This is a genomic window from Streptomyces sp. NPDC127114, assembly GCF_042677525.1.
Taxonomy (GTDB): Bacteria; Actinomycetota; Actinomycetes; order Streptomycetales; family Streptomycetaceae; genus Streptomyces.
Genome location: NZ_JBHXTJ010000010.1, coordinates 131,026 through 155,446, shown reverse-complemented (window position 1 = coordinate 155,446; position 24,421 = coordinate 131,026). Strand labels below are relative to the sequence as shown.

Below are 24,421 nucleotides of genomic sequence, written 5' to 3'. Positions count from 1 at the left end.
GACGGAAGGGACCTGACTCATGGGAGCGCAGCTCCGGGTCTACAAGCGTCGCATCAAATCCGTCACCGCGACGAAGAAGATCACCAAGGCGATGGAGATGATCGCCGCCTCGCGCGTCGTCAAGGCGCAGCGCAAGGTGCAGGCGTCGACGCCGTACGCCACCGAGCTCACCCGTGCGGTGACCGCGGTGGCCACCGGCGCCAACGACAAGCACGCGCTGACCACCGAGGCGGAGAACCCGACCCGCGCCGCGGTCCTGCTCCTCACGAGCGACCGCGGTCTGGCCGGCGCGTTCAACTCCAACGCCATCAAGGCGGCGGAAGCGCTCGTCCGCAAGCTGGAGGGCGAGGGCAAGGCGGTCGACATCTACGTCGTCGGTCGCCGTGGCGTCGCGCACTTCAACTTCCGTGAGCGCAAGCTGGCCGACACGTGGACCGGCTTCACGGACGAGCCGACGTACGCGGACGCCAAGAAGATCGGCGAGCCGCTGATCGAGGCGATCGAGAAGGACACGGCCGAGGGCGGCGTGGACGAGCTCCACATCGTCTACACCGAGTTCGTCTCGATGATGACGCAGACGGCGGTCGAGGCCCGGCTGCTGCCCCTCAGCCTCGACGAGGTCGCGAAGGAGGCCGGCGAGTCGGACACGCTCCGTCCGCTGTACGACTTCGAGCCTTCGGCGGAGGACGTCCTGGACGCCCTGCTGCCGCGCTACGTCGAGAGCCGGATCTACAACGCGCTGCTCCAGTCCTCGGCCTCGAAGCACGCCGCCACGCGGCGCGCGATGAAGTCGGCGACCGACAACGCGGGCGAGCTGATCACCAGCCTCACCCGACTTGCCAACGCGGCCCGCCAGGCCGAAATCACCCAGGAAATCAGCGAGATCGTCGGTGGCACCGCAGCCCTGGCCGACGCGACCGCGGGGAGTGACAAGTAATGACGACCTCTGTTGAGACCGCCGCTGCCACGGGCCGCGTCGCCCGGGTCATCGGCCCGGTCGTCGACGTGGAGTTCCCCGTCGACGCGATGCCGGAGATCTACAACGCGCTGAACGTCGAGGTTCCGGACCCGTCCGGCGACGGCACCAAGACGCTGACCCTCGAGGTCGCGCAGCACCTCGGTGACGGCCTGGTCCGCGCCATCTCGATGCAGCCCACCGACGGTCTGGTCCGCCAGGCCCCGGTGACCGACACGGGTGCGGCCATCTCCGTCCCGGTCGGTGACGTCACCAAGGGCAAGGTGTTCAACACCCTGGGCGAGGTCCTGAACGAGGACGCGTCCACGGTCGCGAGCGCCGAGCGCTGGCCGATCCACCGCAAGGCCCCGGCCTTCGACCAGCTCGAGTCCAAGACCGAGATGTTCGAGACCGGCCTGAAGGTCGTCGACCTCCTCACCCCGTACGTCAAGGGTGGCAAGATCGGTCTGTTCGGTGGTGCCGGTGTCGGCAAGACCGTTCTGATCCAGGAAATGATCATGCGTGTGGCGAAGCTGCACGAGGGTGTGTCGGTCTTCGCGGGCGTCGGTGAGCGCACCCGTGAGGGCAACGACCTCATGGTCGAGATGGAGGAGGCCGGCGTTCTCGACAAGACCGCGCTGGTCTTCGGCCAGATGGACGAGCCCCCGGGCACCCGTCTGCGCGTCGCCCTGGCCGGTCTGACCATGGCGGAGTACTTCCGCGATGTGCAGAAGCAGGACGTGCTGTTCTTCATCGACAACATCTTCCGCTTCACCCAGGCCGGTTCCGAGGTGTCGACCCTGCTCGGCCGTATGCCCTCCGCGGTGGGCTACCAGCCGAACCTGGCCGACGAGATGGGTCTCCTCCAGGAGCGCATCACCTCGACCCGTGGTCACTCGATCACCTCGATGCAGGCGATCTACGTCCCCGCCGACGACCTCACCGACCCGGCGCCGGCGACCACCTTCGCCCACCTCGACGCGACGACGGTTCTCTCCCGTCCGATCTCCGAGAAGGGCATCTACCCGGCCGTGGACCCGCTGGACTCCACGTCCCGGATCCTGGACCCGCGCTACATCGCGCAGGACCACTACGACGCCGCCATGCGCGTCAAGGGCATCCTGCAGAAGTACAAGGACCTCCAGGACATCATCGCGATCCTCGGTATCGACGAGCTGAGCGAGGAGGACAAGCTCGTTGTCCACCGCGCCCGCCGTGTCGAGCGCTTCCTGTCCCAGAACACCCACGCGGCGAAGCAGTTCACCGGTGTGGACGGTTCGGACGTTCCGCTCGACGAGTCGATCGCCGCGTTCAACGCGATCTGCGACGGTGAGTTCGACCACTTCCCGGAGCAGGCCTTCTTCATGTGTGGTGGTCTCGAGGACCTCAAGAAGAACGCCAAGGAGCTCGGCGTCTCCTGAGCCCCGTGCTCGCCTGAGGGGGGCGGGATCGGTCCCGCCCCCCTCGTCACGCCCCTTAGAATTGATCCCAACACCCGGCAGCACCGCCGGGTGGTGACCCGAGGAGCCACCCTTGGCTGCTGAGCTGCACGTCGAGCTGGTCGCCGCGGACCGGAGTGTCTGGTCCGGCGAGGCCACCCTGGTCATCGCGCGTACCACCTCCGGCGACATCGGCGTCATGCCCGGCCACCAGCCGCTGCTCGGTGTGCTGGAGTCGGGCCCGGTGACCATCCGTACGAGCGAGGGCGGCACTGTCGTGGCCGCCGTCCACGGCGGTTTCCTGTCGTTCGCCGACGACAAGCTTTCTCTGCTCGCGGAGATCGCCGAGCTGTCGGACGAGATCGACACCCAGCGCGCCGAGCGTGCGCTGGAGCGCGCGAAGGCCGACGAGGACGCCGCCGCCGAGCGGCGCGCCGAGGTCCGGCTGCGCGCGGTAGCGGTCCGCTAGCGGTCCGCACCGAGAGCCCAGCCCTCAGCCGCGGTACGGCTGGAATTTTCCAGACCGTGCCGCGGCTGAGGCGATGCAGATGCAGGTTGTATTCGGTCAGGCCGGCTCCGCCGGTCACGGGACGCAGCGAGGAGGTCGGTGAAGATGTTCCTCGCGCTGCTCGTGTGCGGCCTGGTCGTCGCACTGCTGGTGATCGGGCTCTTCGTCTTCGGCTTGCGCCGCAGACTGATCCAGCGCGCCGGCGGCACGTTCGACTGTTCGCTGCGCTGGAACGTACCCGAGACCCCGGACACCAGCGGCAAGGGCTGGTCGTACGGGGTCGCCCGTTACAGCGGTGACGAGATCGCCTGGTTCCGGGTCTTCTCGTACGCGCCCCGCCCGCGCCGGGTCCTGGAGCGCTCGGCCATCGAGGTCCTGGAGCGCCGGATGCCGGAGGGCGAGGAGGAGCTGGCGCTCCTCTCGGACTCCGTGATCCAGGGCTGTCTGGTCAAGGGCACCCGCCTGGAGCTGGCGATGAGCGAGGACGCGCTCACGGGCTTCCTGGCGTGGCTGGAGGCGGCGCCGCCCGGCCAACGAGTCAATGTCGCTTGAGCAGGCTGTCTCGTTGGATGGGGGTCCCCCCGGACGAAGTCTGGGGGAGGGTCGATGTCGCCTGAGATATGTGTACGGCCCGGTGAGTGCCATGTGTGGACCGCCCGGGCCGTTTCCGTTTCTCCCGGTCTCGTCGCGCTGCTCGACGCCGCCGAGCGCCGGGTGTACGAGTCGTTCCTGCGCGAGCGCGACCGCTCGCTGTACCTGACGGCGCACGCCCTGCTGCGGCTCGTCCTGGCCGGGGCCCTGGACGGTGACCCGGCGCGGCTGGTCTTCGCGGCCGGCCCGCACGGCAAGCCGTACGTGGAGGACGCTTCCGTCGAGTTCTCGCTGACGCACTCGGGCGAGCGGGTGGCGGTCGCCGTGACCTCGGGCACCCCGGTCGGCGTGGACGTCGAGCGGGTGCCGGAGCCGGTGGCCGAGCTGCCTCTGCCGGTGCTCTCGCCCGCGGAGCGCGCGGTGTACGACCGGGTGCCGGAGCCGGAGCGGGCCGCCGCCTTCACCGCGTACTGGGTGCGCAAGGAGGCCGTGCTCAAGGCCACGGGGGAGGGGCTGCGGGTGGATCCCGCGCGGCTCACCGTGGCCGCGCCCGACCGGCCGGCCGAGCTGCTGGGCTGGCGGGGACGCGCGAAGGCCGTACGGCCGCACCCGCCGGTGCGGCTGTACGACCTCGACGCGGGGGAGGGGTACCGGGGCGCCGTGGCCCTGCTCGGCCCGGCGCACCGGATCGTCCGGCACGACGGGGGCGGCGTGCTGCACCGCCCCCGCCGCGCGGCGGACGAAGCCCCCGGGGGCTAGTTCAGCCCGCTGTTGATGGCGCCGACGAGCTCGCCGTTGCCGGTGTCGCCGCTGAACTCCCAGAAGAAGGCGCCGCCGAGGCCCTGGTTCCTGGCCCAGCTCATCTTGGAGGTGACGGTGGCAGGGGTGTCGTAGCTCCACCAGTTGGTGCCGCAGTGGGCGTAGGCGGTGCCGGCGACGGTGCCGTTGGCCGGGCAGGAGTTCTTGAGGACCTTGTAGTCCTCGATGCCCTGCTCGTAGGTGCCGGCGGCCGGTCCGGTGGCGGTGCCGCCGGGTGCGGACTGGGTGACGCCGGTCCAGCCGCGGCCGTAGAAGCCGATGCCGAGCAGCAGCTTGCCGGCCGGGACGCCCTTGGCCTTGTACTTGGCGATCGCCTCGGCGGAGTTGAAGCCCGCCTGCGGGATGCCGGCGTACGAGGTGAGCGGGGAGTGCGGGGCGGTCGGGCCCTGCGCCGCCCAGGCGCCGAAGAAGTCGTACGTCATCACGTTGAACCAGTTCATGTACTGCGCGGCGCCCGCGTAGTCGGTGGCGTCGATCTTGCCGCCGGACGAGGCGTCGGCCGTGACGGCCGCGGTGACGAGGGCGCTGCTGCCGAACTTGGCGCGCATGGCCTGCATCATGTTCTTGAAGGCGTTCGGGCCGCTGGTGTCGCAGGACAGACCGCAGGCGTTGGGGTACTCCCAGTCGAGGTCGATGCCGTCGAAGACGTCGGCCCAGCGCGGGTCCTCCACCAGGTCGTAACACGACTGGGCGAAGGCGGTCGGGTTCTGCACGGCCTGGCCGAAGCCGCCGGACCAGGTCCAGCCGCCGAAGGACCAGATGACCTTGATGTGCGGGTAGGCCTTCTTCAGCTTGCGCAGCTGGTTGAAGTTGCCGCGCAGCGGCTGGTCCCAGGTGTCGGCGACGCCGTCGACGGACTGGTCGGCGGTGTAGGCCTTGTCGTAGTCGGCGTAGGCGTCGCCGATGGTGCACTTGCCGCCGGTGACGTTGCCGAAGGCGTAGTTGATGTGGGTGATCTTGGACGCGGAGCCCGAGGTCACGATGTTCTTGACGTGGTAATTGCGGCCGTAGACGCCCCAGTTGGTGAAGTAGCCCATCTTCACGGTGTTGCCGGGCTGCGGGTTGCCTCCGCCGCCGGTGGTGCGGACGCTGACGGCGCCGCTGGCCGGGCCGGTCTGGTCGGCGGTGTCGCGGGCGACGACCGTGTAGGTGTAGTCGGTTCCGGCGGTGAGGCCGGTGTTGGTGTACGTCAGGCCGGTGACCGTGGCGATGGTCGTGCCGCCCCGCTTGACGTCGTAGTTCTTGATGCCCTTGTCGTCGGTCGCCGCGGTCCAGGTCAGCTTGACCGAGGTGTCGGTGACGTTCGAGGCGACCGGGGTGCCGGGCGCGGAGGGCGCGGCGTCGCCGGGCTGGGTGGAGCCGTCGCAGGAGCCGCCGTTGACCTTGCAGCCGGACGGGGAGCCGGAGCCCGTGCCGTTGAAGCCGAAGGAGATGGTGGCGCCGGGGGCGAGGGTGCCGTTCCAGCCGACGTTCCTGGCGGTCCAGTGGGTGCCGGAGCTGGTGACGGTGGCGTCCCAGGCGGAGGTGACCGCGGTTCCGGAGGGGAAGTCCCACTCGACGGTCCAGGAGGAGATCGAGGTGGTGCCGGTGTTCTTCACCGTCCACTTGCCCTCGAAGCCGGTGCCCCAGTCGGAGACCTTCGTGTACGTGGCGGTGGCCGAGGTGGCCGCCTCGGCGGGGGCGGCGAGGCCGACCATGGCGGCCAGGGGCAGGGCGAGTGCGGTCAGACCGGCGGCGATACGGCGTCTGAAGCGGGTGGTGCGCGTCGGTGCTTGAGTGCTCAACGGTGCTCCTCAAGTTGCGGACGACAGGGGTGGGGGTGGTCCGGGAAGGTGCGCGCGCCCCGCGAGCGTAGAAAGGTCTGGACCAGCCGTCAAGAGGTCCAGACCAACGTCGGAGGCGGGCCGGAACCGCGCCGGCACCCGCCCGGGAGCGGACCGCACCGGATCGGCGGCCCGCTCCGTCATATCCCCAACTCCTGTGCCAGCACCGCAGCTTGGACCCTGCTGCGCAGCTCCAGCTTCCCCAGCACCTTGCTGACGTGCGTCTTCACCGTCGCCTCCGCCATGTCCAGCCGCACCGCGATCTCCGCGTTCGACAGGCCCGAGCCGAGAGCCGAGAGCACCTCGCGTTCACGCGGCGTCAGCCGGTCCACGACCGCCGGATCCGTGCCGCCGGGCACCCGGACCGGCCGGCTCGGGGCGGCGAACTCGGCGATCAGCCGCCGCGTCACGGCCGGCGCGATCAGTCCCTCGCCGCGCGCCACCGTCCGCACCGCCTCGATCAGGTCCTTCGCGTCCGTGTTCTTCAGCAGGAAGCCCGCGGCGCCAGCGCGCAGCGCCCCGAAAACGTACTCGTCCAGGTCGAAGGTGGTCAGCACCAGGACGTCCGCCAGGCCCTCGGCCACCACCTGCCGGGTCGCCGACACCCCGTCCAGCTTCGGCATCTGCACGTCCATCAGGACCACGTCCGGGCGCAGTCCACGGGCGAGCTCCACCGCCCGCTCGCCGTCGGCGGCCTCACCGACCACCTCGATGTCGGGCGCGCTGCCCAGGATCAGGACCAGCCCCGCCCGCACCGCGCTCTGATCCTCGGCCACGATCACCCGTACCATGCCTGCGGCTCCTTGTCCTTCGTACCGACGGGCAGGACCGCCCGCACCCGCCACATCTTCCCGCCGTCGCCGGCCGGCAGCGGGCCGGCCTCGAACGTCCCGTCCAGAAGCGCCACCCGCTCGCGCATCCCCACCAGGCCCGCCCCGGACCCGGGCGCGCGCGGCCCGGGCTGCCCGCCGAAGGGACTGGTCACCTCGACCGTCAGGGAGCCGTCACGCCGGCGTCCGAGCTCCACCCGCACCTCGCCGGGCGCCGCGTGCTTGAGCGCGTTCGTCAGCGACTCCTGCACGATCCGGTACGCGGCCAGCTCGACCGGCGCCGGCAGCCGCGGACCGTCCTCGTCGCGCGCGTCCTCGAGGGTGAAGACGAGACCGCTGGAGCGGCCGTTCGTCCTGGCCTGGGCCACCAGCGCCTCCAGACCGGCCAGCGTCGGGGCGGCCGCCGGCTCGGCGTCGCCGCTGCTGTCCCGGAGCAGCCCGATGAGCCGCCGCATCTCGGCCAGACCCTCGACGCTGTTCTCGCGGATGACGGTGAGCGCCTGCCGGGTGGTGGCCTCGTCGTCGAGCGAGAGCGCGGCCGTGGAGTGGATCGCGATCGCCGACAGGTGGTTGGCCACCATGTCGTGCAGCTCGCGGGCCATCCGGGCGCGCTCCGCGCCCACCGCCTGGGCCCGGTCCATCTCGGCCAGCAGCGCGGTCTGCTCGGCGCGCAGCCGGGCCGCCTCGGCGGCCTCCCGGTGATTGCGCACGATCGCACCGGTGACGGCGGGCAGGAACGAGACCATGGCCGTGATCAGGCCGACCAGCAGGGCGGCGGCGTTCTGCCACCAGACGAGGAAACCGGTCGTCGCACCGATCGTGATCAGCCCGGTGCTCCACGGGATGCGCCGGGCGGAGGCCGGGGACCCGTAGACCACGGCCGCGTAGACCACGTCCGTGAACATCAGCGCGGTGACGAGGCTGCCGTAGGTGAACTGGTCCGCCACGAGGGCGAGCGTGCCGACCGCCAGGGCGGTCTGCGGCAGGGTCCGGCGCAGGGCCTCCATCGCGGCCATCACGACGAGCGGCACGAGGGTCGCCCAGCGCGGGTGGATCAGCCGGTCGGTCTGGGTGTGCAGCCCGAAGTACCACAGCAGCAGGCCGATGGCGAGGCCGCCGGCGGCGATGAGCAGGTCGTCGCGGTGCGGTCGGGGGAGTGTCACGTCCCCATCCAACACGGCGCGCGGCCCCCGGACCTCGCCGTCCGGGCCGATCCGGCCCTCCGTCGAAGGATGTAGGCGCACTTCGTCATCGGCGACGACGAATCCGGGCCGGGGCGCCGGGAGCCTGGAAGGACGACGGGGGACGAAGAGAAGGAGTGCCGCCGTGATCGTCACGCTCATCGTGATCTGCGAGGTCGGCTTCTGGGTGCTGCTGGCCGCGGGCCTCGCGGCCCGCTACCTGCTGAAGATGCCGCGCACCGGCCTGGCCCTGCTGCTGTGCGAGCCGCTGCTCGAGGTCGTGCTGCTGGTCGTCACCGCGGTCGACCTGAAGAACGGCGCCGATCCGAGCTGGAAGCACGGCCTGGCCGCGCTGTACATCGGCTACACCGTCGGCCACGGGCACCGCACCGTGAAGTGGCTCGACGGCCACGCCGCCCACCGCCTCGGCGGCGGCCCGCGGCCGCCCAAGCCTCCTCAGTACGGGACGGCCCGCGCCCGCCACGAGGGCAGGGTCTGGCTCGGTTCGCTGGTCGGCGGCGCCGTCGCGACCGGCCTGCTGCTCGCCGCGATGGCGTACGTCGGCGGGGACGGCGACACGTCTTCGCTGAAGAGCTGGATGTACGGGGCCTGGCGGGCCGTCGGCATCCACGGCCTCATCGCCCTGTCGTACGCGGTCTGGCCGAGGAAGGAACCGGCCGGGAAGGCCCCGGCCGCCGCGGAGCGGACGTCAGCGCTCCCCGCCCGGGACCCACAGCACGTCCCCGACCTCACGGTTCGCCGTCCGCGCGAGGATGAAGAGCAGGTCTGACAGACGGTTGAGGTAGGTCGCCGTGAGCGGGTTCATGGTCTCGCCGTGCACCTCCATCGCCGCCCACGTGGACCGCTCGGCCCGCCGGACCACCGTGCACGCCTGGTGCAGCAGTGCCGCACCGGGCGTGCCGCCGGGCAGGATGAAGGAGCGCAGCTTGTCGAGCCGCTCCAGGAAGCGGTCGCAGTCCGCCTCCAGCTTGTCGACGTACGACTGCTCCACGCGCAGCGGCGGGTACTTCGGGTCCTCGACCACCGGCGTGGACAGGTCCGCGCCCACGTCGAACAGGTCGTTCTGGACGCGGACGAGGACCTTCACGACGTCCTCGTCGAGCTGCCCGAGCGCGACGGCCGTGCCGATGACGGCGTTGGCCTCGTTGGCGTCGGCGTAGGCCGAGATCCGCAGATCGGTCTTGGCGGTCCGGCTCATGTCGCCGAGGGCGGTGGTGCCCTGGTCGCCGGTGCGGGTGTAGATGCGCGTCAGATTGACCATGACTCCAGCCTAGTTACGCCCCGGCCCGCCGGAAGGTCCGTGTGCCGACCGTCACGGCGAGCGCCGCGAGCCCGAGGGCGACGAGGACGCCGTACAGCATCGTCGTGGTCGCGTAGTGCCCGACGTACGCGTCCCGGACCGCGTCCACCAGGTAGCGGAACGGCATGAAGTGGGACAGCACGTCCAGCCAGCCGGGCGCGAGGGCCATCGGCAGCATCAGTCCGGACAGCAGCATCGACGGCATGGCGAGGGTGTTGACCGCCGGGCCGAACTCCTGCGGGCTGGGCAGCCGCAGCGCGAGCACGTACGAGAGCGCGGCCAGCGAGAAGGTGAGCAGCGCGACGAAGCCGAAGCCGATCAGGATGCCCCCGAGCGGTGCCCGCAGGCCCATGGTCAGGGCGGCGAGGACCAGCAGCACGGCCTGGAAGACGAAGAGCGCGGCGTCCCGCAGAACCCGGCCGAGGAGCAGCGCGAGCCGGCTGACCGGGGTGACCTGGAGCCGTTCGAGGACGCCCCAGTTCTTCTCCATGATGACCGCGAACCCGGCGAAGGAGGCCCCGAAGAGGCCGAGCTGGAGCAGCAGTCCGGGCACCAGGACCTGCCAGGAGTCGCCCTCGCGGCCGAGCGGGAGTCCGGTGAGCAGGGGGCCGAAGAAGAACAGGTAGAGCAGCGGCATCAGGGTGCCGAAGAAGATCTGGAACGGCGAGCGGAGGGTCTGCCGGGCGTAGCGCCCGAAGAGGACCGCGGTGTCGTGGAGAAGCATCGTGGGTTCCTGGTGGTCGTCGGTCCGGGGGCATGGACACCCCCGGGGGTCTCTCGTCCCTAGACGGCGACGGGGGTCTGGTCGACGGGCGCGGGGCCGCGCCCGGTGACGGCGAGGAAGGCGTCCTGGAGGGTGTCGGCCGCGTGCGCGGCCTTGAGCGCCGCGGGTGTCCCCTCGGCGGCGACCTCGCCCTTGTCGATGATCACCAGCCGGTCGGCGAGGGCGTCCGCCTCGTCGAGGTAGTGGGTGGTGAGGACGACCGTGGTGCCCTGCTCGTCGCGCAGCCGCCGCACCAGCGCCCACAGCGCGGTCCGGCTGCCCGGGTCGAGTCCGGTGGTCGGCTCGTCGAGGAAGAGCAGTTCGGGGCGGTGGGTGAGGCCGAGGGCGATGTCGAGCCGCCGTCGCTGGCCGCCGGAGAGGGCGGTGGAGCCGCGGTCGAGCAGCTCGGTGAGGTCGAGGTCGCGGGCGAGTTCGGTGGCGCGGGCGGCCGCCTCGGCGCGGGAGAGGCCGTAGAGCCGTCCCTGGAGGACGAGTTCGGAGCGGACGGTCTCCTGCGGGTCGACGCCGCCGGACTGGGCGACGTAACCGATCTTCCGCCGGACGCCCACGGGATCGCGCAGCAGGTCGTGGCCGGCGACGGTGGCGACGCCGCCGGTGGGCGGGAGCAGGGTGCTGAGCATGCGCAGGGTCGTGCTCTTGCCCGCCCCGTTGGGCCCGAGGAAGCCGAGGATCTCGCCCGGGCGGACGGTGAGGTCGATTCCGCGGACCGCCGTCACCTCGCCCCGCCTTGTTCGGAAGGTCCGGGAAAGTCCGGAGGTGCTGATGATTGCCATGGTGACCACAAAAACAGAGTCGCTGAAATTTTGCAACGCCACCAAAAATTCAGCAGGTCTAGGATGGCCGGGTGGCTGAAGGGCTGAGGGAGCGCAAGAAGCGCCAGACAAAACAGCGGATCTCGGACATCGCGACCGGACTCTTCCTGGAGCGCGGCTTCGCGGCCGTCACGGTGGCGGAGATCGCCGAGGCCGCCGACGTCTCCGTCAACACCGTGTACAACTACTTCCCGGCCAAGGAGGACCTGTTCCTCGACCGCATGGAGGGCATCACCCACCGGCTCGCCCGGATGATCCGCGGCCGTGACGCGGGGGAGTCCGCCGCCCGGGCCGTGCTGCGCGAGATCCGCGGCCATGTGGCCGCCGTCTCGCCCGCGTACGGCCTGATGGACGGGTACGCCGACTTCATGCGGGTGATCGATGAGGCCCCCACCCTCCAGGCCCGGCTCCTCGCCCTCCAGCACCAGGTCCGCGAGGTCACCGTGGCCGCCCTCCGCGAGGAGGCCGGGGCCGGTCCGGGCGACCCGATGCCCCTGCTCGTCGGCGGCCAGATCGCCTGGATCCAGGGCACCGTCGTGGAGTTCATCAGCGGCGAGATGACCGCCGGGCGCAAGGCGACCGAGGTCTCCCGCGAAGCCCTCGACCTGCTCGACGAGATCGAGGACCTGCTCGGGGACAAGGTGCTCGACTACGCGGTGCGCGCCGCCGGCTGACGCCGATCCGGCCGGCCGCGGGGTGTCGCGAGTGTGACGTCCGTCAAACCGGGCGTGACGTGGCTTACTTACCGGTCACATAGCGCCCGCCGCCCGCTAATCTCCGCCGAAGAGCCAGAAGTGAACAGCCGTTCAGGCGATGAGGGGTGGAAGAAGTGGCCAGGAAGCTCGCCGTCATCGGAGCCGGACTCATGGGGTCCGGCATCGCGCAGGTCTCGGCCCAGGCAGGCTGGGACGTCGTCCTGCGCGACGTCACGGACGCCGCCCTGACCCGAGGCACCGACGCCATCAAGACCTCGTACGAGCGCTTCGTCGCCAAGGGCAGGCTGGACGCCGCCGACGCCGAGGCAGCGCTCGGGCGGATCACCGCCACCACCGAGCTCGACGCCGTCGCCGACGCCGACATCGTCGTCGAGGCCGTCTTCGAGAAGCTGGAGGTCAAGCACGAGATCTTCCGCTCCCTCGACAAGATCGCCAAGGACGGCGCGGTCCTCGCCTCCAACACCTCCGCGATCCCGATCACCAAGATCGCCGCGGTGACGGAGCGACCGGAGTCCGTCGTCGGCGTCCACTTCTTCTCGCCGGTCCCGATGATGCAGCTCGTCGAGCTGGTCCGCGGGTACAAGACCAGCGACGAAACCCTCGCCACCGCCCGGGAGTTCGCCGAGTCCGTCGGCAAGACCTGCATCGTCGTCAACCGCGACGTGGCCGGCTTCGTCACCACCCGCCTCATCTCGGCGCTCGTCGTCGAGGCCGCCAAGCTCTACGAGTCGGGCGTGGCCACCGCCGAGGACATCGACATCGCCTGCAAGCTCGGCTTCGGCCACGCCATGGGCCCGCTCGCCACCGCCGACCTCACCGGCGTCGACATCCTCGTCAACGCCACCGGCAACATCTACACCGAGACCCAGGACGAGAAGTTCGCCCCGCCGGAGCTGATGCGCCGGATGGTGGACGCAGGTGACATCGGGCGCAAGAGCGGGCAGGGCTTCTACACGTACTGACATCGCGGCCGAGCACGGGCCGGGGTGGCGTTCCGATGACGCACAGGGGTCCGACCGCCCCGGCACCATCGCCCCCAGGGGTGAATTTCGATATCGGTTCGCTTACAAGGCGCAACGCTTCTGCCGATGCGGCAGTCAAGCGTTGCGTAGACGGGCACACGACACGGAGCACTCTCGGGGAGCGCATATGCACATCAGGGGCGACCACGCCGAGCTGGTCGTCGGGGGCCGCCTCGACGTCCGCAGCGCGGCGGACGCCCGTACGGTCCTGCACTCGGCGGTCGACGACGGAGTCGGCGACCTCGTGCTCGACCTGACCGGCCTCGACTCCTGGGACGCCACCGGACTCGGCGTCATCATGGGCGCCCACCGCCGGGCCGGCCGCTGCGGCCGCCGCCTGGTCCTGCGCGGAGTGCCGCCCCAGATGCAGCGCCTGCTCGTCGCCACCCGGCTGCACCGCATCCTCGCGATCGAGGGCGGCCTCGCCGCGGAGTCCCTGCCCCGCGTCTGACGCCCGCGTTTCCGAGGGCCCCCGCGTCGGACGGCTCGCGTCCGACGGCCCGCCTCCCACGGCTCGCGTCCGACGGCTCGCGTCCGGCCGACCCGGGTGCGTGCGAGGGTCCCGTGTGCGGGCCACCCGTGCGGCCGGCCGTGCCCGACCGCTCCGGAGGCGTACAGGTGGCGCATATGTCACGGGCACACCACGGGGCTGTGAAGCACCTGTGCGAACCAGGCGTCACACCCAATCCTCACAAGACCGTGACGTCTTGGTCTCCACGGCCCCCCGGATGTTCCCGGAGCCCGGACAACCGTCTAGGGTCGGCTCGCCTGCACATCGCCCGCCGCTTGGGAGCTTGGACCATGGACCCGATCAACCGGGGACCGGAGGAGTACGGTCACGACGCCGAGGGCGAGGACGCCCGCCCCGGTCTCGCCGCACCCGCCCCCGTGTCCACCGCCCCCGCCCGCGTGCGCACCGCCCGCCTGGTCTCCGGCGGCCTCCTGCTCACCGTCAACCCGCTCGACGGCAGCGAGATCGAGGTCTGCCCGCCCGGGGAACAGCCCCCGGCACCCCGCCGCCGCACCGCCCAGGAGCGAGCCGAGGCCGCCCGCGCCGCCACCCCGCCCGTACCGCCCGGCCCCGCGGCGCCCGCCCTCCCCCTGCTCGAACGGCAGGAACAGCGCGACACGCTCGTCCAGCACCTCACCCGGGGCCGCTCCGCCCGCGTCACCGGGCCCGCCGGCTCCGGCCGCACCCGCCTCCTCGACGCCGTCGCCGCCGAATGCGCCACGATCGCGCCCGACGGCGTCGTCCGGCTCTCCGGCCACCACCGCACGCCCACCGACCTGCTGTACGAGCTCTTCCACACCGTGCAGCACGCACCCGGCTTCCGGCCCGACCGCGAGGAACTCCTCCTGGAGGTCCGCACCATCGGCGCCATCGTCCTCGTCGACGACCTCGAGTTCGGCGGCGCCGCCCTCGACGAACTCCTCGCCGCCACCCCCGACTGCGCCTTCCTCTTCGCCGCCGCACCCGACGCGCCCGCCGCCTCCGCCGACGCCGGACTCGAAGAGCTCGCCCTGACCGGCCTCGGCCGCGCCGCCGCCGTCGAACTCCTGGGCCACGCCACCGGCCGCGCCCTCACCGACGACGAGATCAACTGGGCCGGCGACCTCTGGTTCGAGTCCGAGGGCCTGCCGCTCCGCTTCGTCCAGGCCGGCGCCCTGCTCCGGCAGCGCGACCGGCTCCGCGTCGGCCCCGCCGAGTTCGACGCCTTCGGCGCCCTCGAAGAGGCCTTCGGCCCCTCGGGCGCCCCCGCACCCGCCGGCCCGGCACCCTCCGCCGACGACCCCGACGTCGAACTGCGCGACATACCCCTGCCCAGCCTCGGCGAGGGCGCCGCCCCCGCCGTGCTGCTCGCCTCCCGGCTCAGCCGCGCCGCCCAGGACACCCTGCGGTTCGCCGTCGCCCTCGGCGGCGAGGTCCCGCACCAGGCCCACCTGCCCGCGCTCGTCGGCGACACCCACGCCGACGCCGCCGTCGGCGAACTCATGGCCTGCGGACTGCTCTCCCCGGTCGGCACCCGCTACCGCCTCGCCGCCGGAGTCCTCACCCAGCTCGTCGCGCAGGGCTACGAGACCGACGTCACCGAACGCGCCCACACCGTCGCCCAGCACTACGCCTGGTGGGCCGGCCACCCCTCCGTCACCCCCGAACGCGCCACCGCCGAGGCCGACTCGCTGCTCGCCGCCCTCGCCGCGCTGGTCCCCGGCACCACCCCCGAGCACGCCGCCAACGCCGTCCTGCTCGCCCGCGCCGCCGCCCCCGCCTTCGCCGCCGGACTCCACTGGAGCGCCTGGGAACGGGCCCTGCGCGGCGGCCAGGAGGCCGCGCGCCTGACCGGCGAGGTCGCCGAAGAAGCCTGGTTCCACCACGAGTTGGGCGTCCTCGCGCTCTGCCGCGGCAGCCTCCAGCGGGCCCGCGCCGAACTCGAGGCCTCCATCGCCATGCGCGGCGCCCTCGCCGACAAGCGCGGCACCGTCGCCGGCCGCCGCGCCCTCGCACTCGTCGCCGACCTCACCGGCGAGACCACGCCCGTGGAACCCGCGCCCGCCACGCCCGCGGCCCCCGCCGCTCCCGTGAGCGCCACCGCGCCCACCGCCGCGCTGCCGTCGGCGCCCCGGCCCGCCGCGCTCCCGCGCCGCGACGGCCCCGCGTCGCCGCCCCGCGGCATCCCCAGGGCCGCGGCGCTCCCGGCGAAGCCCGCCTTCCCGGACCTCGCCCCGCCGACCCCGGCGCGACCGATGCCCCCCGTCGCCTCGAAGGCCTCCCTCGACGCCTTCGCGGCCTTCTCCGACGAGCCCGCGACCGTCGTCGTCGGCGGCGCGGACCGGGAAAAGGACCAGGGCCGGGACGGGAAGCGGGACGGCCTGCGCAAGGGCATCCTCGGCGGAGCCCGCCGCAACCTGGCGGCCGTCGGCGCCGGCGCCCTGCTCGTCGCCGTCCTCGGCACCGTCGTCACCCTCGGCGCCACCTCCGGCGACGCCGAGGACCCGGGCGGCACCGGACGCGTGACCTCCGACAGCACCGCCGGCCAGGACCCCTTCGACGACGACGGCGACGACGGCGAGGCCGATCCCACCGAGGACGCCACCGGCGGCCCCTCCGACCCGGCCTCCCCGACCACGACGGGCACGCCCACCCCGGGCACCACCGGCACCACGGGCACCCCGTCGCCGTCGGGCTCGCCGTCGGCGACGGGCAGCCCGACGCCGAGCAGCCCGGCGACGACGAAGCCGCCGACGTCGAGGCCTCCGTCGACGTCGCCGAAGCCGTCGAGCTCTTCCGCCTCTCCGTCGACCACGCCGACCTCCACCGGGACCGCGTCGCCTTCGTCCACCCCGTCCACCTCGACGTCTCCGAGCACCGGAACCGGCGGCGAGTCCAGCAACTCCGCCACCGCCTCCCGCTCCGAGTCCGCCACCGCCGGCACGTCCGAGAGCAGCAGCCCCGCGGCCTGACGACCGCACACGGCGAAGGGCCCGGGCGCGATCCCTCGCACCCGGGCCCTTCGCCGTACGCCCGCGGCGTCCGAAGGTCAGAACAGCCGCAGCTTGTCGTCCTCGATGCCGCGCAGCGCGTCGTAGTCGAGGACCACGCAGTCGATCCCGCGGTCGTTCGCGAGCACGCGCGCCTGCGGCTTGATCTCCTGGGCGGCGAAGATGCCCTTCACCGGCGCCAGGTGCGGGTCGCGGTTGAGCAGCTCCAGGTAGCGGGTCAGCTGCTCGACGCCGTCGATCTCGCCGCGCCGCTTGATCTCCACCGCGACCGTCCCGCCGTCGGAGTCCCGGCACAGGATGTCCACCGGGCCGATGGCCGTCGGGTACTCGCGGCGGACCAGCGTCCAGCCCTCGCCGAGGGTCTCGATGCGGTCGGCGAGCAGCTCCTGGAGGTGGGCCTCCACGCCGTCCTTGATGAGACCCGGGTCGACACCCAGCTCGTGCGAGGAGTCGTGGAGGATCTCCTCCATCGTGATGATCAGTTTCTCGCCCGCTTTGTTGATCACCGTCCACACGGCGGCCGCGCCGGCTTCGGCGGCCTCACCGTTGACGCTCTCCTTCAGCGTGCAGGGCGGCGACATCCAGTTCAGCGGTTTGTACGCCCGGTCGTCCGCGTGGATCGAGACGCTGCCGTCGGCCTTGACCAGGATCAGACGGGGGGCGGAGGGCAGGTGGGCCGTGAGCCGGCCCGCGTAGTCCACGGAACAACGGGCAATGACGAGACGCATGGTCCGCAACGCTACAAGACGGGCACGCCTCCACGCGATTCGGGCGCCGGGCGTCCGCCGGCGCCCGACCGGCGTGCGCCCCAACGCCCGTCACTTATTGGCCGGTTGTGCGCCCATTCTCCTGGTGCGGGCAGGACCCGGCGCTTAACGTGGAGGACAGGAGGTCGTCGTCCGGGCACGCTGCGTGTGCGGCTCGGCCACCTGTCCCTGCCCGCAAGACCCCGCCCGGCGGGGTCGCGAGAGGAGAACCCATGTCGCTCGACGTCTCACCGGCGCTGTTGGATCAGGCCGAGCGAGGCGAGGTCGACGAAGCCGACTTCGTCGACTGCGTCCGGACCTCCCTGCCCTACGCATGGGAGATGATCAGTTCTCTGGTGGCACAGCTGAAGGTCGACGGCGGAGAGTTCGCCGACAACCAGACGCCGCCGCCGGACGAGCAGGCACGTGGTCAGCTGCTGCGCGCTCTCGCGAGCGATGCCATCCGTGGTGCGCTGCAGCGGCACTTCGGGGTACGACTCGCTTTCCAGAACTGCCACCGTGTGGCGGTCTTCCCGCTGGACCCGTCGGTCGACGAGCGGCTCGCCCGCTTCACGTCCGTGCGGGCGCAGCTCCTCAACCAGTCGCCGGAACTGCGCGACTGCTGACAGGCCTGGTGCCGCCGCTCCGCGTCGCGGGAGAGAGAAGAGACGCGTGGCGGCGGCATGGTCCTGCCTCACCACATGCAGCCACATCGCATGCAGTACGTGCTCGTGCCGCTCGTGCGGCGGGCACGCCCTGTTTCAGTCGAGCAGCGGGAGCACCTCGGTGCCCAGGCGCCGCACGTTCTCCTCGGTGGCGGCGAGGTCGCCGGAGCCCTCGGCGAGCAGCGCGAAGCGGGTGATGCCGGTGCGCTCCGAGGTCGCCGCGAGCCGGTCCGCCGCGAGCCGGGGCGTGCCGACCGGGTGCAGTCCGCACAGCAGCTCGGTGTACGCGACCGGGTCGCGCATCGCGCGGTACCGGCCGTCCACCGTCACATGGGCGTCGAGGCCCTGCTTCAGCCAGCCCGGCATCGCCTTCACCAGGGCCTCCGCCGCGTCCGCGGTACGGTCCGCGAGCTGGACCACGCCCGCCGAGACATGGCCGGCGCCGATCCGCGCGATCTCGTCCGGGTCGTGCCCGGCCTCCCGCGCCGCCCGCTCCCAGCAGGCCACCATCTCGGCCTTCTCCTCGTCGCCGCAGTGCATGCCGAGCAGCATCGGCAGTCCGCGCTCGGCGGCGAGCCGCACGCTGTTCGCCGAGGTGCAGGCGACGACCACCTCCGGTGCGGCGGGCCCGCCGATCAGCTCGCCGGGGGCCGGGACGACGGCCACCTCACGGAAAGCGAATCGTTCCCCCTGGGCGCCGACCCGGGGCTCGCGCAGCCAGCGCAGCAGCAGGTCGAGCGATTCGGGGAAGCCCTTCTCGTACGCGGGGAGCCCCGCGCCGAACACCTCCAGGTCCACCCACGGACCGCCGCGGCCCACCCCGAGGGTGAACCTGCCGCCGGAGGTCACATGGAGCAGGGCGGCCTGCTCGCCCAGCGCCACCGGGTGGACGGTCGGCAGCACGCTGACCGCCGTGCCGACCCGGAGCCGGCGGGTGCGGCCCAGGAGCAGCGCGGCCAGCGTCACGGCCGACGGACACACCCCGTACGGCACGAAATGGTGCTCGGCCAGCCAGACCGAGTCGAGGCCCGCCTCCTCGGCGACCTCGGCGGTCCGCACCGCCCGGTGCAGTGCCTCTCCCTGACCCTGGCCCGGAAACTGGGCGGCCAGCACGAACGTACCCACGCGCATCGCTTCTGCCTCCTCGCGGTCGGCGCGTTCTCCCCCTCGCGGACTTCGCCCGCGCGTCCCCCTCGTACTGGCAACAACGTCTGACACGTGCCAAAGGCAACGGCCCGTCATGAAGTTCTTGCGATTTTCCGCTGATCCGCCACCCGCCCGTGCCGGGCCACCCCGTCGCGGCCCGTACGCTGGACGGAACCGTCCGTGTCACCGACCCCGAGCGAGGTGCCGAAGTGTCCCCGCGCCACAACCGCCCGCGAGGCGGCGCGCAGCCCCCGCGGCAGAGCGAGCCGGGCGACCGGTACGGCGGTGTGCAGAGCACCGAGACCTGGCAGGGCGAGGAGTGGTACGTGCGCCACGTCGCCGGCGCGAGCGCGCCCGGCAAGCGCTACCGCTGCCCCGGCTGCGACCAGGAGATCCCCTCCGGCGCGCCGCACCTGGTGGCCTGGCCCGAGTACGGCGGCGTCGACGACCGCCGCCACTGGCACAAGGCCTGCTGGAACGCGAAGGACCGCCGCACCACCCGGGTGCAGCGGTCCCGCAACGCGCCTCGCCACTGAGGAGATCGCCCGGGCGATCCCCGTCAGCGGGGCGGCCTCAGACGTCCCTGCTGTTGATCAGCGCGAACGCGCCGCCGAGCACCGCGGCCGCCAGGACCGCCATGATCCACACCGGGTCCCAGCCCGAGGGGCCGTCCACGGTCACCGCCGAGCGCCCCGCGTACAGCGCGATCAGCTGGCTCGGGATCGCGTAGTCGAGGAGCCACTCCCGCACCTTGGCGAGCGACTCCGAGAACATGAACATCGCCGACACCAGCGGCAGCAGCAGCACACCGATCATGATGGTGATCGCGCCCGCCGAGTGCCGGATGATCGCGCCGACGCCCAGCGACAGCAGCCCGAGCAGCGCGACGAACAGGCCGACGCCGACCGTGGCCCGCAGCCACTCCGCCGTGGTGGGCTCGGCGGCCTCGACCATCGCCACCTGGACCAGCGCGACGACGGTCGCCGTCAACGTGGTGATGCCGAAGACCAGCAGGAAGAAGACGATCGCCTTCGCCGCGAGCACCCGCGCCCGGCTCGGGCAGGCCGTCAGCGTGGTGCGGATCATGCCCGTGCCGTACTCGGACGCGATCGTCAGCACGCCGAGCGTGATCACGCAGATCGAGCCGAGCAGCACACCGAAGAAGCCGAGACCGAGCGCGGTCTCGCCCTCGGTGGACACCTCCGACGCCGACACGATCGCGCCGACGCCGAGCCCGATGCCGAGCATCAGCAGGATCATGATCCCGAGGGTCCAGATCGTGGAGCGGACCGAGCGGATCTTGGTCCACTCCGAGGCGAGCGCGTCGCCGAGGTGCGCCTTGCGCACGGGGATGGGGGAGACGTACGAGTACGGGGTCGTCATCGGGCGTCCTCGGTGTTCGGGCCCTGCGCCTGCGGGTTCTGCGGGGTGGTGTACGGGTTCTGTCCGGGCGGCGGCGGGGCGTACCAGCCCTGCTGCGGCACCTCGGGGACCACGTACTGCTGCTGCGGCGGCGGCAGCTGGTGCGGCGGCATCGGCGGCTGGAGGTGGGCCAGCCGGTCGTCGGTGGAGCGGTAGTCCACGGCGCCCTGCGTCATCCGCATGTACGCCTCCTCCAGCGAGGCCTGGTGCGGGGAGAGCTCCCACAGCCGCACGTCCGCGTCGTGCGCGAGGTCGCTGATCCGCGGCAGCGGCAGGCCGGTCACGCGCAGCGCGCCGTCCGGCTCCGGCATCACCTGGCCGCCGGCCTCGGTGAGCACCGTGGTCAGCTTCTCGCGCTGCTGCGGCTCGGTGTGCGGGGTGCGCACCCGGGCGAAGTCGGCCGAGTTCGCCGAGATGAAGTCCTTGACGCTCATGTCGGCGAGCAGCTGGCCGCGGCCGATCACGATCAGGTGGTCGGCGGTCAGCGCCATCTCGCTCATGAGGTGGCTGGAGACGAAGACGGTCCGGCCCTCGGCGGCCAGCTTCTTCATCAGGTTGCGCACCCAGAGGATGCCCTCGGGGTCGAGGCCGTTGACCGGCTCGTCGAAGAGCAGCACCTGCGGGTCGCCGAGCAGCGCCGCCGCGATGCCGAGGCGCTGCCCCATGCCGAGCGAGAAGCCGTTGGAGCGCCGCTTGGCGACGTCCTGGAGGCCGACGACGCCGAGCACCTCGTCGACCCGCTGGGCCGGGATGCCGGCCAGCTGGGCGAGCGACAGGAGGTGGTTGCGGGCGCTGCGGCCGCCGTGTACGGCCTTCGCGTCGAGCAGCGCGCCGACCTGCCGCGGCGCGTTCGGCAGCTGCCGGAACGGGTGCCCGCCGATCGTGACATGGCCGGACGTCGGCCGGTCGAGCCCGAGGATCATGCGCATCGTGGTCGACTTGCCCGAGCCGTTGGGGCCCAGGAAGCCGGTCACGTGACCCGGTCTCACCTGGAAGGAAAGGTTGTACACGGCCGTCTTGGCGCCGTAGCGCTTCGTCAGGCCGACTGCCTCGATCATTCTCCAGCCCCATCGACATGGTCGGGTGTTTCTCGGGGCGTGACGGCCGGCGGCCGGAGCCCCCCGTATGAGCTAGGAGCTTATCCAGCCGTTGACGGTTCCGGCGAAGCCCGGATCGTGATCCGGCGAAAGGTCAGGGAAAGGTCAGGGGCGGGTCGGGCTCGCCAGGGCCTGTCCGGCGGATCATGGCCGGGTCCGCGGCCTGTCCGGCCCTGATCCGCCGGACAGGCCCTAGGCGTCCCGGTGCTTCAGCACCAGATAGCCGCCGGCCAGCGCGGCCGCCACCCAGACCAGCATGATCCCGAGGCCGCCCCACGGCCCGTACGGGGCCTTCTCCGTGCCCATCGCGTCCGGCAGCACTTGCATGATCTTGGAGCCGGCCTGGTCCGGGAAGTAGCGGGCGACCTCCTTGGCCTTCGGCACCGCCGACAGGATCTGCGAGATCAGGAAGAAGAACGGCACCAGGATGCCGAGCGACAGCATCGAGGAGCGCAGCATCGCCGCCACGCCCATCGAGAAGATCGCGATCAGACCCATGTAGAGGCCGCCGCCGATCACGGCCCGCAGCACGTTGTCCGCGCCGAGCGTCGTGCGGTGCTCGCCCAGCAGCGCCTGGCCGAGGAAGAAGGACAGGAAGCTGGTCGCCAGGCCCACCAGCAGGGCGAGGGCGCCGGCCACGGCGATCTTCGAGAAGAGGAAGGAGGCCCGCTGGGGCACGGCGGCCAGCGAGGTGCGGATCATGCCCGAGGAGTACTCGGTGCCCACCACCAGGACGCCGAAGACCACCATCGCCAGCTGGCCGAGCATCATCCCGGAGAAGCTGAGGAAGGTCGGGTCGAAGGTGGCCCGCTCGATCTCCTTGAGGTTGTCGAACTCCGACGCCATCAGCGCGCACAGCGCCGCGCTCATCGCCACCGTGACGAGCAGGGCGCTCGCCAGCGTCCACACGGTCGACGAGACCGTCCGGATCTTGGTCCACTCCGACTGGAGGACCGCGGATGCCGCTGCCATCGATCAGACTCCCTCGAAGCTCTCGCCCCACCGGGGCCCGGCCGGCTCGCCGCCGCCGTGTACGTCCGTGCCGTGCGCGTGGTACTCCACCGCGCCCGCCGTCATCTGCATGAACGCCTCTTCGAGCGAGGCCCGCTGGGAGCTCAGCTCGTGCAGCACGATCTGGTTCGCGGCCGCCAGCTCGCCCAGCTTCTCCGTCGTCGTGCCGTCCACCTCGAGCGTCCCGCCACCGGCCTCGACCACGACGAATCCGTTCGCGTGGAGCACGTCCCGCAGGCGTTCCTGCTGCGGAGAGCGCAGTCGCACGTAACTCCGCGAATTCTGCTGGATGAAATCCGCCATCGACGTGTCGGCGAGGAGCTTTCCCTGCCCGATCACGATCAGATGATCGGCCGTCAGCGCCATTTCACTCATCAGATGACTGGAAACGAAGATCGTCCGGCCCTCCGCCGCGAGCGTCTTCATCAGATTGCGGATCCAGTGAATTCCCTCGGGGTCCAGACCATTGACGGGTTCGTCGAACATCAGGATCTCGGGATCACCCAGCAACGCGGAGGCGATTCCCAGCCGTTGCCCCATGCCGAGCGAGAAGCCCTTCGACTTCTTCTTCGCGACCGCCGTCAGACCGACCAGGTCGAGCACCTCGCCGACCCGTCGCTCCGGGATGCGGTTCGACTGGGCCAGGCACAGCAGGTTGTTGTACGCGGAGCGGCCGCCGTGCATCGCCTTGGCGTCGAGCAGCGCCCCGATGTACGTCAGCGGCTCCTGCAGCTCCCGGTAGTGCCGGCCGTCGATCAGGACCGTCCCGCTCGTCGGGTTGTCCAGGTCCAGCATCATCCGCATCGTGGTCGACTTGCCCGCCCCGTTCGGCCCCAGGAAGCCCGTGATCATCCCGGGCCGCACGGTGAAGGTGAGATGGTCGACCGCCGTCTTCGATCCGTAGCGCTTGGTGAGGCCCTCGAGCTCGATCATGCGTACCAACCTACGGGCGCGCGAAACCCCCCGCCACCGGAATGGCAGGGGGTTTTCGGGTCAGCGGTACGCCGGTACGCCCGGCGCCGGATCAGCCCGTCGGCGGGTCAGCGGGTCTGCTGCGCCGGGACGCCCGCGGTCCGCTCGTCGTCGATCGGGGAACCGGCCGCGGCCACCGCGGCACCGGTCAGCGTGGCCAGCATCTCGCGGACGTTGGTCAGCTGGGCGTTGATCGAGTCGCGGCGGTTCGTCAGCGCCGCCAGCTCGCGCTCCGATTCGCTGCGGATGCGGTCCGCCTTGGCGTTGGCGTCGGCCACGATGTCCTCGGCCTGGCGCTGCGCGGTCTCCACCGTCTGGCGGGCCCGGCGCTCCGCGTCCGTACGCAGCTTCTCCGCCTCCAGGCGCAGCTGCTCGGCGCGGTGCTCGATCTCCGCCAGGCGCTTCTCGGCCTTCGCCTGACGCGAGGCCAGGTCGCGCTCCGACTGCTCGCGGCGCTTGGCCAGGTTGGTCTCGAAGTCCGCGGCGGCCTGGGCGGCCTTGGCACGGGTCTCCTCGAAGAGGGCGTCGGCCTCCTCGCGCTTCGACTGCGCGTCCTTCTGGGCCTCGGCGCGCAGGGAGTTCGCCTCGCCCTGGGCCTTCTCGACGATCCGGACGCCCTCGTCCTCGGCCTTGGCCTTGCGCTCGGCCGCGAACGCCTCGGCGTCGTTGCGGACCTGCTGCGCCGCGGACTCGGCCAGCTCGCGGTGCTGCTCGGCGGCGCGCCGGGCCTCCTCGCGCAGGTCCTTCGCCTCCTCCTCGGCCAGCCGGAGGATCTTCTCGACGCGAGCACCGAGACCGGCGTACGACGGCTCGGCGTCGGTGACCTGGGCCTGGGCGTTCTGCGTTTCGAGGTGCAGCTCCTCGATGCGCTTTTCCAGAGAGGTGATTCGGGCCAGAGCACTGTCACGGTCGGCGACGAGCTTGGTAATGCGGTCGTCCACCTGACCGCGGTCGTAACCACGCCGCACGAGCTCGAAGCCGAAGGGGGAGGAAGTGTCGCTCATGGGGTTCCTGTCGAATGAGACCGGTGAGGTGTTAGAGGGAATCCTAGGGGTCGAAG

At 71.7% G+C, this 24,421-nt stretch carries 25 protein-coding genes; 12 read left to right on the top strand and 13 right to left on the bottom strand.

The annotated features are described in order from the left end of the window. Positions 1–19 precede the first annotated feature (19 nt). The 5 genes from ACFVGS_RS13620 (at position 20) to ACFVGS_RS13600 (ending at position 4,252) form a co-directional block, all read left to right on the top strand. Positions 20–937: a F0F1 ATP synthase subunit gamma gene (locus tag ACFVGS_RS13620; protein WP_384420654.1), complete on the top strand. Its 918-nt coding sequence runs from the start codon at positions 20–22 to the stop codon at positions 935–937. Next, complete coding sequence (atpD, locus tag ACFVGS_RS13615) at positions 937–2,376, top strand: F0F1 ATP synthase subunit beta (protein WP_384420655.1); 1,440 nt, start codon at positions 937–939, stop codon at positions 2,374–2,376. Before ACFVGS_RS13620 ends, atpD begins: the two co-directional genes overlap by 1 nt. Positions 2,377–2,488: 112 nt before the next feature. Next, positions 2,489–2,863, top strand: a complete 375-nt coding sequence (locus ACFVGS_RS13610) for a F0F1 ATP synthase subunit epsilon (protein ID WP_384420657.1) — start codon at positions 2,489–2,491, stop codon at positions 2,861–2,863. A gap of 144 nt (positions 2,864–3,007) precedes the next feature. Then, a complete protein-coding gene (locus ACFVGS_RS13605) occupies positions 3,008–3,454 on the top strand; it encodes a DUF2550 domain-containing protein (RefSeq protein ID WP_128984701.1) in 447 nt (148 codons plus the stop codon). Between the two features lie 54 nt (positions 3,455–3,508). Continuing rightward, on the top strand, positions 3,509–4,252 hold the full coding sequence (locus ACFVGS_RS13600) for a 4'-phosphopantetheinyl transferase family protein (protein WP_385692548.1): 744 nt from the start codon (positions 3,509–3,511) through the stop codon (positions 4,250–4,252). Here the strand turns inward: ACFVGS_RS13600 and ACFVGS_RS13595 are convergent. The 3 genes from ACFVGS_RS13595 to ACFVGS_RS13585 all read right to left on the bottom strand — a co-directional run bounded on the left by ACFVGS_RS13595 (position 4,249) and on the right by ACFVGS_RS13585 (position 8,128). Next, positions 4,249–6,096 carry a glycosyl hydrolase family 18 protein gene (locus ACFVGS_RS13595; RefSeq protein WP_384420661.1) on the bottom strand — a complete coding sequence of 616 codons (1,848 nt, stop codon included), beginning with the start codon at positions 6,094–6,096 and terminating at the stop codon, positions 4,249–4,251. The genes ACFVGS_RS13600 and ACFVGS_RS13595 overlap by 4 nt on opposite strands. A gap of 179 nt (positions 6,097–6,275) precedes the next feature. Then, on the bottom strand, positions 6,276–6,926 hold the full coding sequence (locus ACFVGS_RS13590; RefSeq protein ID WP_384420663.1) for a response regulator: 651 nt from the start codon (positions 6,924–6,926) through the stop codon (positions 6,276–6,278). Beyond that, positions 6,914–8,128 carry a sensor histidine kinase gene (locus tag ACFVGS_RS13585; RefSeq protein WP_385692547.1) on the bottom strand — a complete coding sequence of 405 codons (1,215 nt, stop codon included), beginning with the start codon at positions 8,126–8,128 and terminating at the stop codon, positions 6,914–6,916. Before ACFVGS_RS13585 ends, ACFVGS_RS13590 begins: the two co-directional genes overlap by 13 nt. Positions 8,129–8,291: 163 nt before the next feature. On the opposite strand from ACFVGS_RS13585, the gene ACFVGS_RS13580 reads away from it, so the two are divergent. Then, a complete protein-coding gene (locus ACFVGS_RS13580; protein WP_384420667.1) occupies positions 8,292–8,936 on the top strand; it encodes a hypothetical protein in 645 nt (214 codons plus the stop codon). Here the strand turns inward: ACFVGS_RS13580 and ACFVGS_RS13575 are convergent. Genes ACFVGS_RS13575 through ACFVGS_RS13565 form a run of 3 tightly spaced genes read right to left on the bottom strand, consistent with a single transcriptional unit; the run spans position 8,856 to position 11,024 of the window. Then, a complete protein-coding gene (locus ACFVGS_RS13575; RefSeq protein WP_384420668.1) occupies positions 8,856–9,428 on the bottom strand; it encodes a cob(I)yrinic acid a,c-diamide adenosyltransferase in 573 nt (190 codons plus the stop codon). The genes ACFVGS_RS13580 and ACFVGS_RS13575 overlap by 81 nt on opposite strands. A 13-nt stretch (positions 9,429–9,441) precedes the next feature. Continuing rightward, positions 9,442–10,191 carry an ABC transporter permease gene (locus tag ACFVGS_RS13570; protein ID WP_384420670.1) on the bottom strand — a complete coding sequence of 250 codons (750 nt, stop codon included), beginning with the start codon at positions 10,189–10,191 and terminating at the stop codon, positions 9,442–9,444. Positions 10,192–10,250: 59 nt separating this feature from the next. After that, positions 10,251–11,024, bottom strand: a complete 774-nt coding sequence (locus ACFVGS_RS13565) for an ABC transporter ATP-binding protein (RefSeq protein WP_384420672.1) — start codon at positions 11,022–11,024, stop codon at positions 10,251–10,253. A gap of 71 nt (positions 11,025–11,095) precedes the next feature. Between ACFVGS_RS13565 and ACFVGS_RS13560 the strand changes: the two genes are divergently transcribed. From ACFVGS_RS13560 to ACFVGS_RS13545, 4 genes are all read left to right on the top strand, one after another. Then, complete coding sequence (locus ACFVGS_RS13560) at positions 11,096–11,737, top strand: TetR/AcrR family transcriptional regulator (protein ID WP_384420674.1); 642 nt, start codon at positions 11,096–11,098, stop codon at positions 11,735–11,737. Positions 11,738–11,892: 155 nt separating this feature from the next. Then, positions 11,893–12,741, top strand: coding sequence for a 3-hydroxyacyl-CoA dehydrogenase family protein (locus tag ACFVGS_RS13555; protein WP_385692546.1), 849 nt, complete (start codon positions 11,893–11,895; stop codon positions 12,739–12,741). A 187-nt stretch (positions 12,742–12,928) separates the two neighbouring features. Then, positions 12,929–13,252, top strand: coding sequence for an STAS domain-containing protein (locus tag ACFVGS_RS13550; RefSeq protein ID WP_019889522.1), 324 nt, complete (start codon positions 12,929–12,931; stop codon positions 13,250–13,252). A 350-nt stretch (positions 13,253–13,602) separates the two neighbouring features. Further along, complete coding sequence (locus ACFVGS_RS13545; RefSeq protein WP_385692545.1) at positions 13,603–16,263, top strand: ATP-binding protein; 2,661 nt, start codon at positions 13,603–13,605, stop codon at positions 16,261–16,263. Between the two features lie 77 nt (positions 16,264–16,340). Here the strand turns inward: ACFVGS_RS13545 and nucS are convergent, their stop codons facing one another. Continuing rightward, on the bottom strand, positions 16,341–17,030 hold the full coding sequence (nucS, locus tag ACFVGS_RS13540; RefSeq protein ID WP_384413612.1) for an endonuclease NucS: 690 nt from the start codon (positions 17,028–17,030) through the stop codon (positions 16,341–16,343). A gap of 251 nt (positions 17,031–17,281) precedes the next feature. Between nucS and ACFVGS_RS13535 the strand changes: the two genes are divergently transcribed. Continuing rightward, positions 17,282–17,674 carry an SCO5389 family protein gene (locus ACFVGS_RS13535; protein ID WP_384413606.1) on the top strand — a complete coding sequence of 131 codons (393 nt, stop codon included), beginning with the start codon at positions 17,282–17,284 and terminating at the stop codon, positions 17,672–17,674. A gap of 135 nt (positions 17,675–17,809) precedes the next feature. Here ACFVGS_RS13535 and ACFVGS_RS13530 read toward each other — a convergent pair whose 3' ends face one another. Continuing rightward, positions 17,810–18,844, bottom strand: coding sequence for an LLM class flavin-dependent oxidoreductase (locus ACFVGS_RS13530; protein WP_385692544.1), 1,035 nt, complete (start codon positions 18,842–18,844; stop codon positions 17,810–17,812). Positions 18,845–19,068: 224 nt separating this feature from the next. On the opposite strand from ACFVGS_RS13530, the gene ACFVGS_RS13525 reads away from it, so the two are divergent. Then, a complete protein-coding gene (locus ACFVGS_RS13525) occupies positions 19,069–19,395 on the top strand; it encodes an ATP/GTP-binding protein (RefSeq protein WP_384413601.1) in 327 nt (108 codons plus the stop codon). Between the two features lie 37 nt (positions 19,396–19,432). On the opposite strand, the gene ACFVGS_RS13520 is transcribed toward ACFVGS_RS13525, so the two are convergent. The 5 genes from ACFVGS_RS13520 to ACFVGS_RS13500 all read right to left on the bottom strand — a co-directional run bounded on the left by ACFVGS_RS13520 (position 19,433) and on the right by ACFVGS_RS13500 (position 24,365). After that, on the bottom strand, positions 19,433–20,242 hold the full coding sequence (locus tag ACFVGS_RS13520) for an ABC transporter permease (RefSeq protein ID WP_385692543.1): 810 nt from the start codon (positions 20,240–20,242) through the stop codon (positions 19,433–19,435). After that, complete coding sequence (locus ACFVGS_RS13515; protein ID WP_385692542.1) at positions 20,239–21,339, bottom strand: ABC transporter ATP-binding protein; 1,101 nt, start codon at positions 21,337–21,339, stop codon at positions 20,239–20,241. The genes ACFVGS_RS13520 and ACFVGS_RS13515 overlap by 4 nt, the downstream gene beginning before the upstream one ends. A 231-nt stretch (positions 21,340–21,570) precedes the next feature. After that, positions 21,571–22,350, bottom strand: coding sequence for an ABC transporter permease (locus ACFVGS_RS13510; RefSeq protein ID WP_385692541.1), 780 nt, complete (start codon positions 22,348–22,350; stop codon positions 21,571–21,573). A gap of 3 nt (positions 22,351–22,353) precedes the next feature. Beyond that, entirely contained in the window at positions 22,354–23,322 is a 969-nt protein-coding gene (locus tag ACFVGS_RS13505) for an ABC transporter ATP-binding protein (RefSeq protein WP_384413590.1), read from the bottom strand. 107 nt (positions 23,323–23,429) lie between these two features. After that, the gene (locus ACFVGS_RS13500) at positions 23,430–24,365 is read right to left on the bottom strand and encodes a cellulose-binding protein (protein WP_384413587.1); all 936 of its coding nucleotides are present in this window, start codon (positions 24,363–24,365) and stop codon (positions 23,430–23,432) included. Between the last annotated feature and the right edge of the window lie 56 nt (positions 24,366–24,421).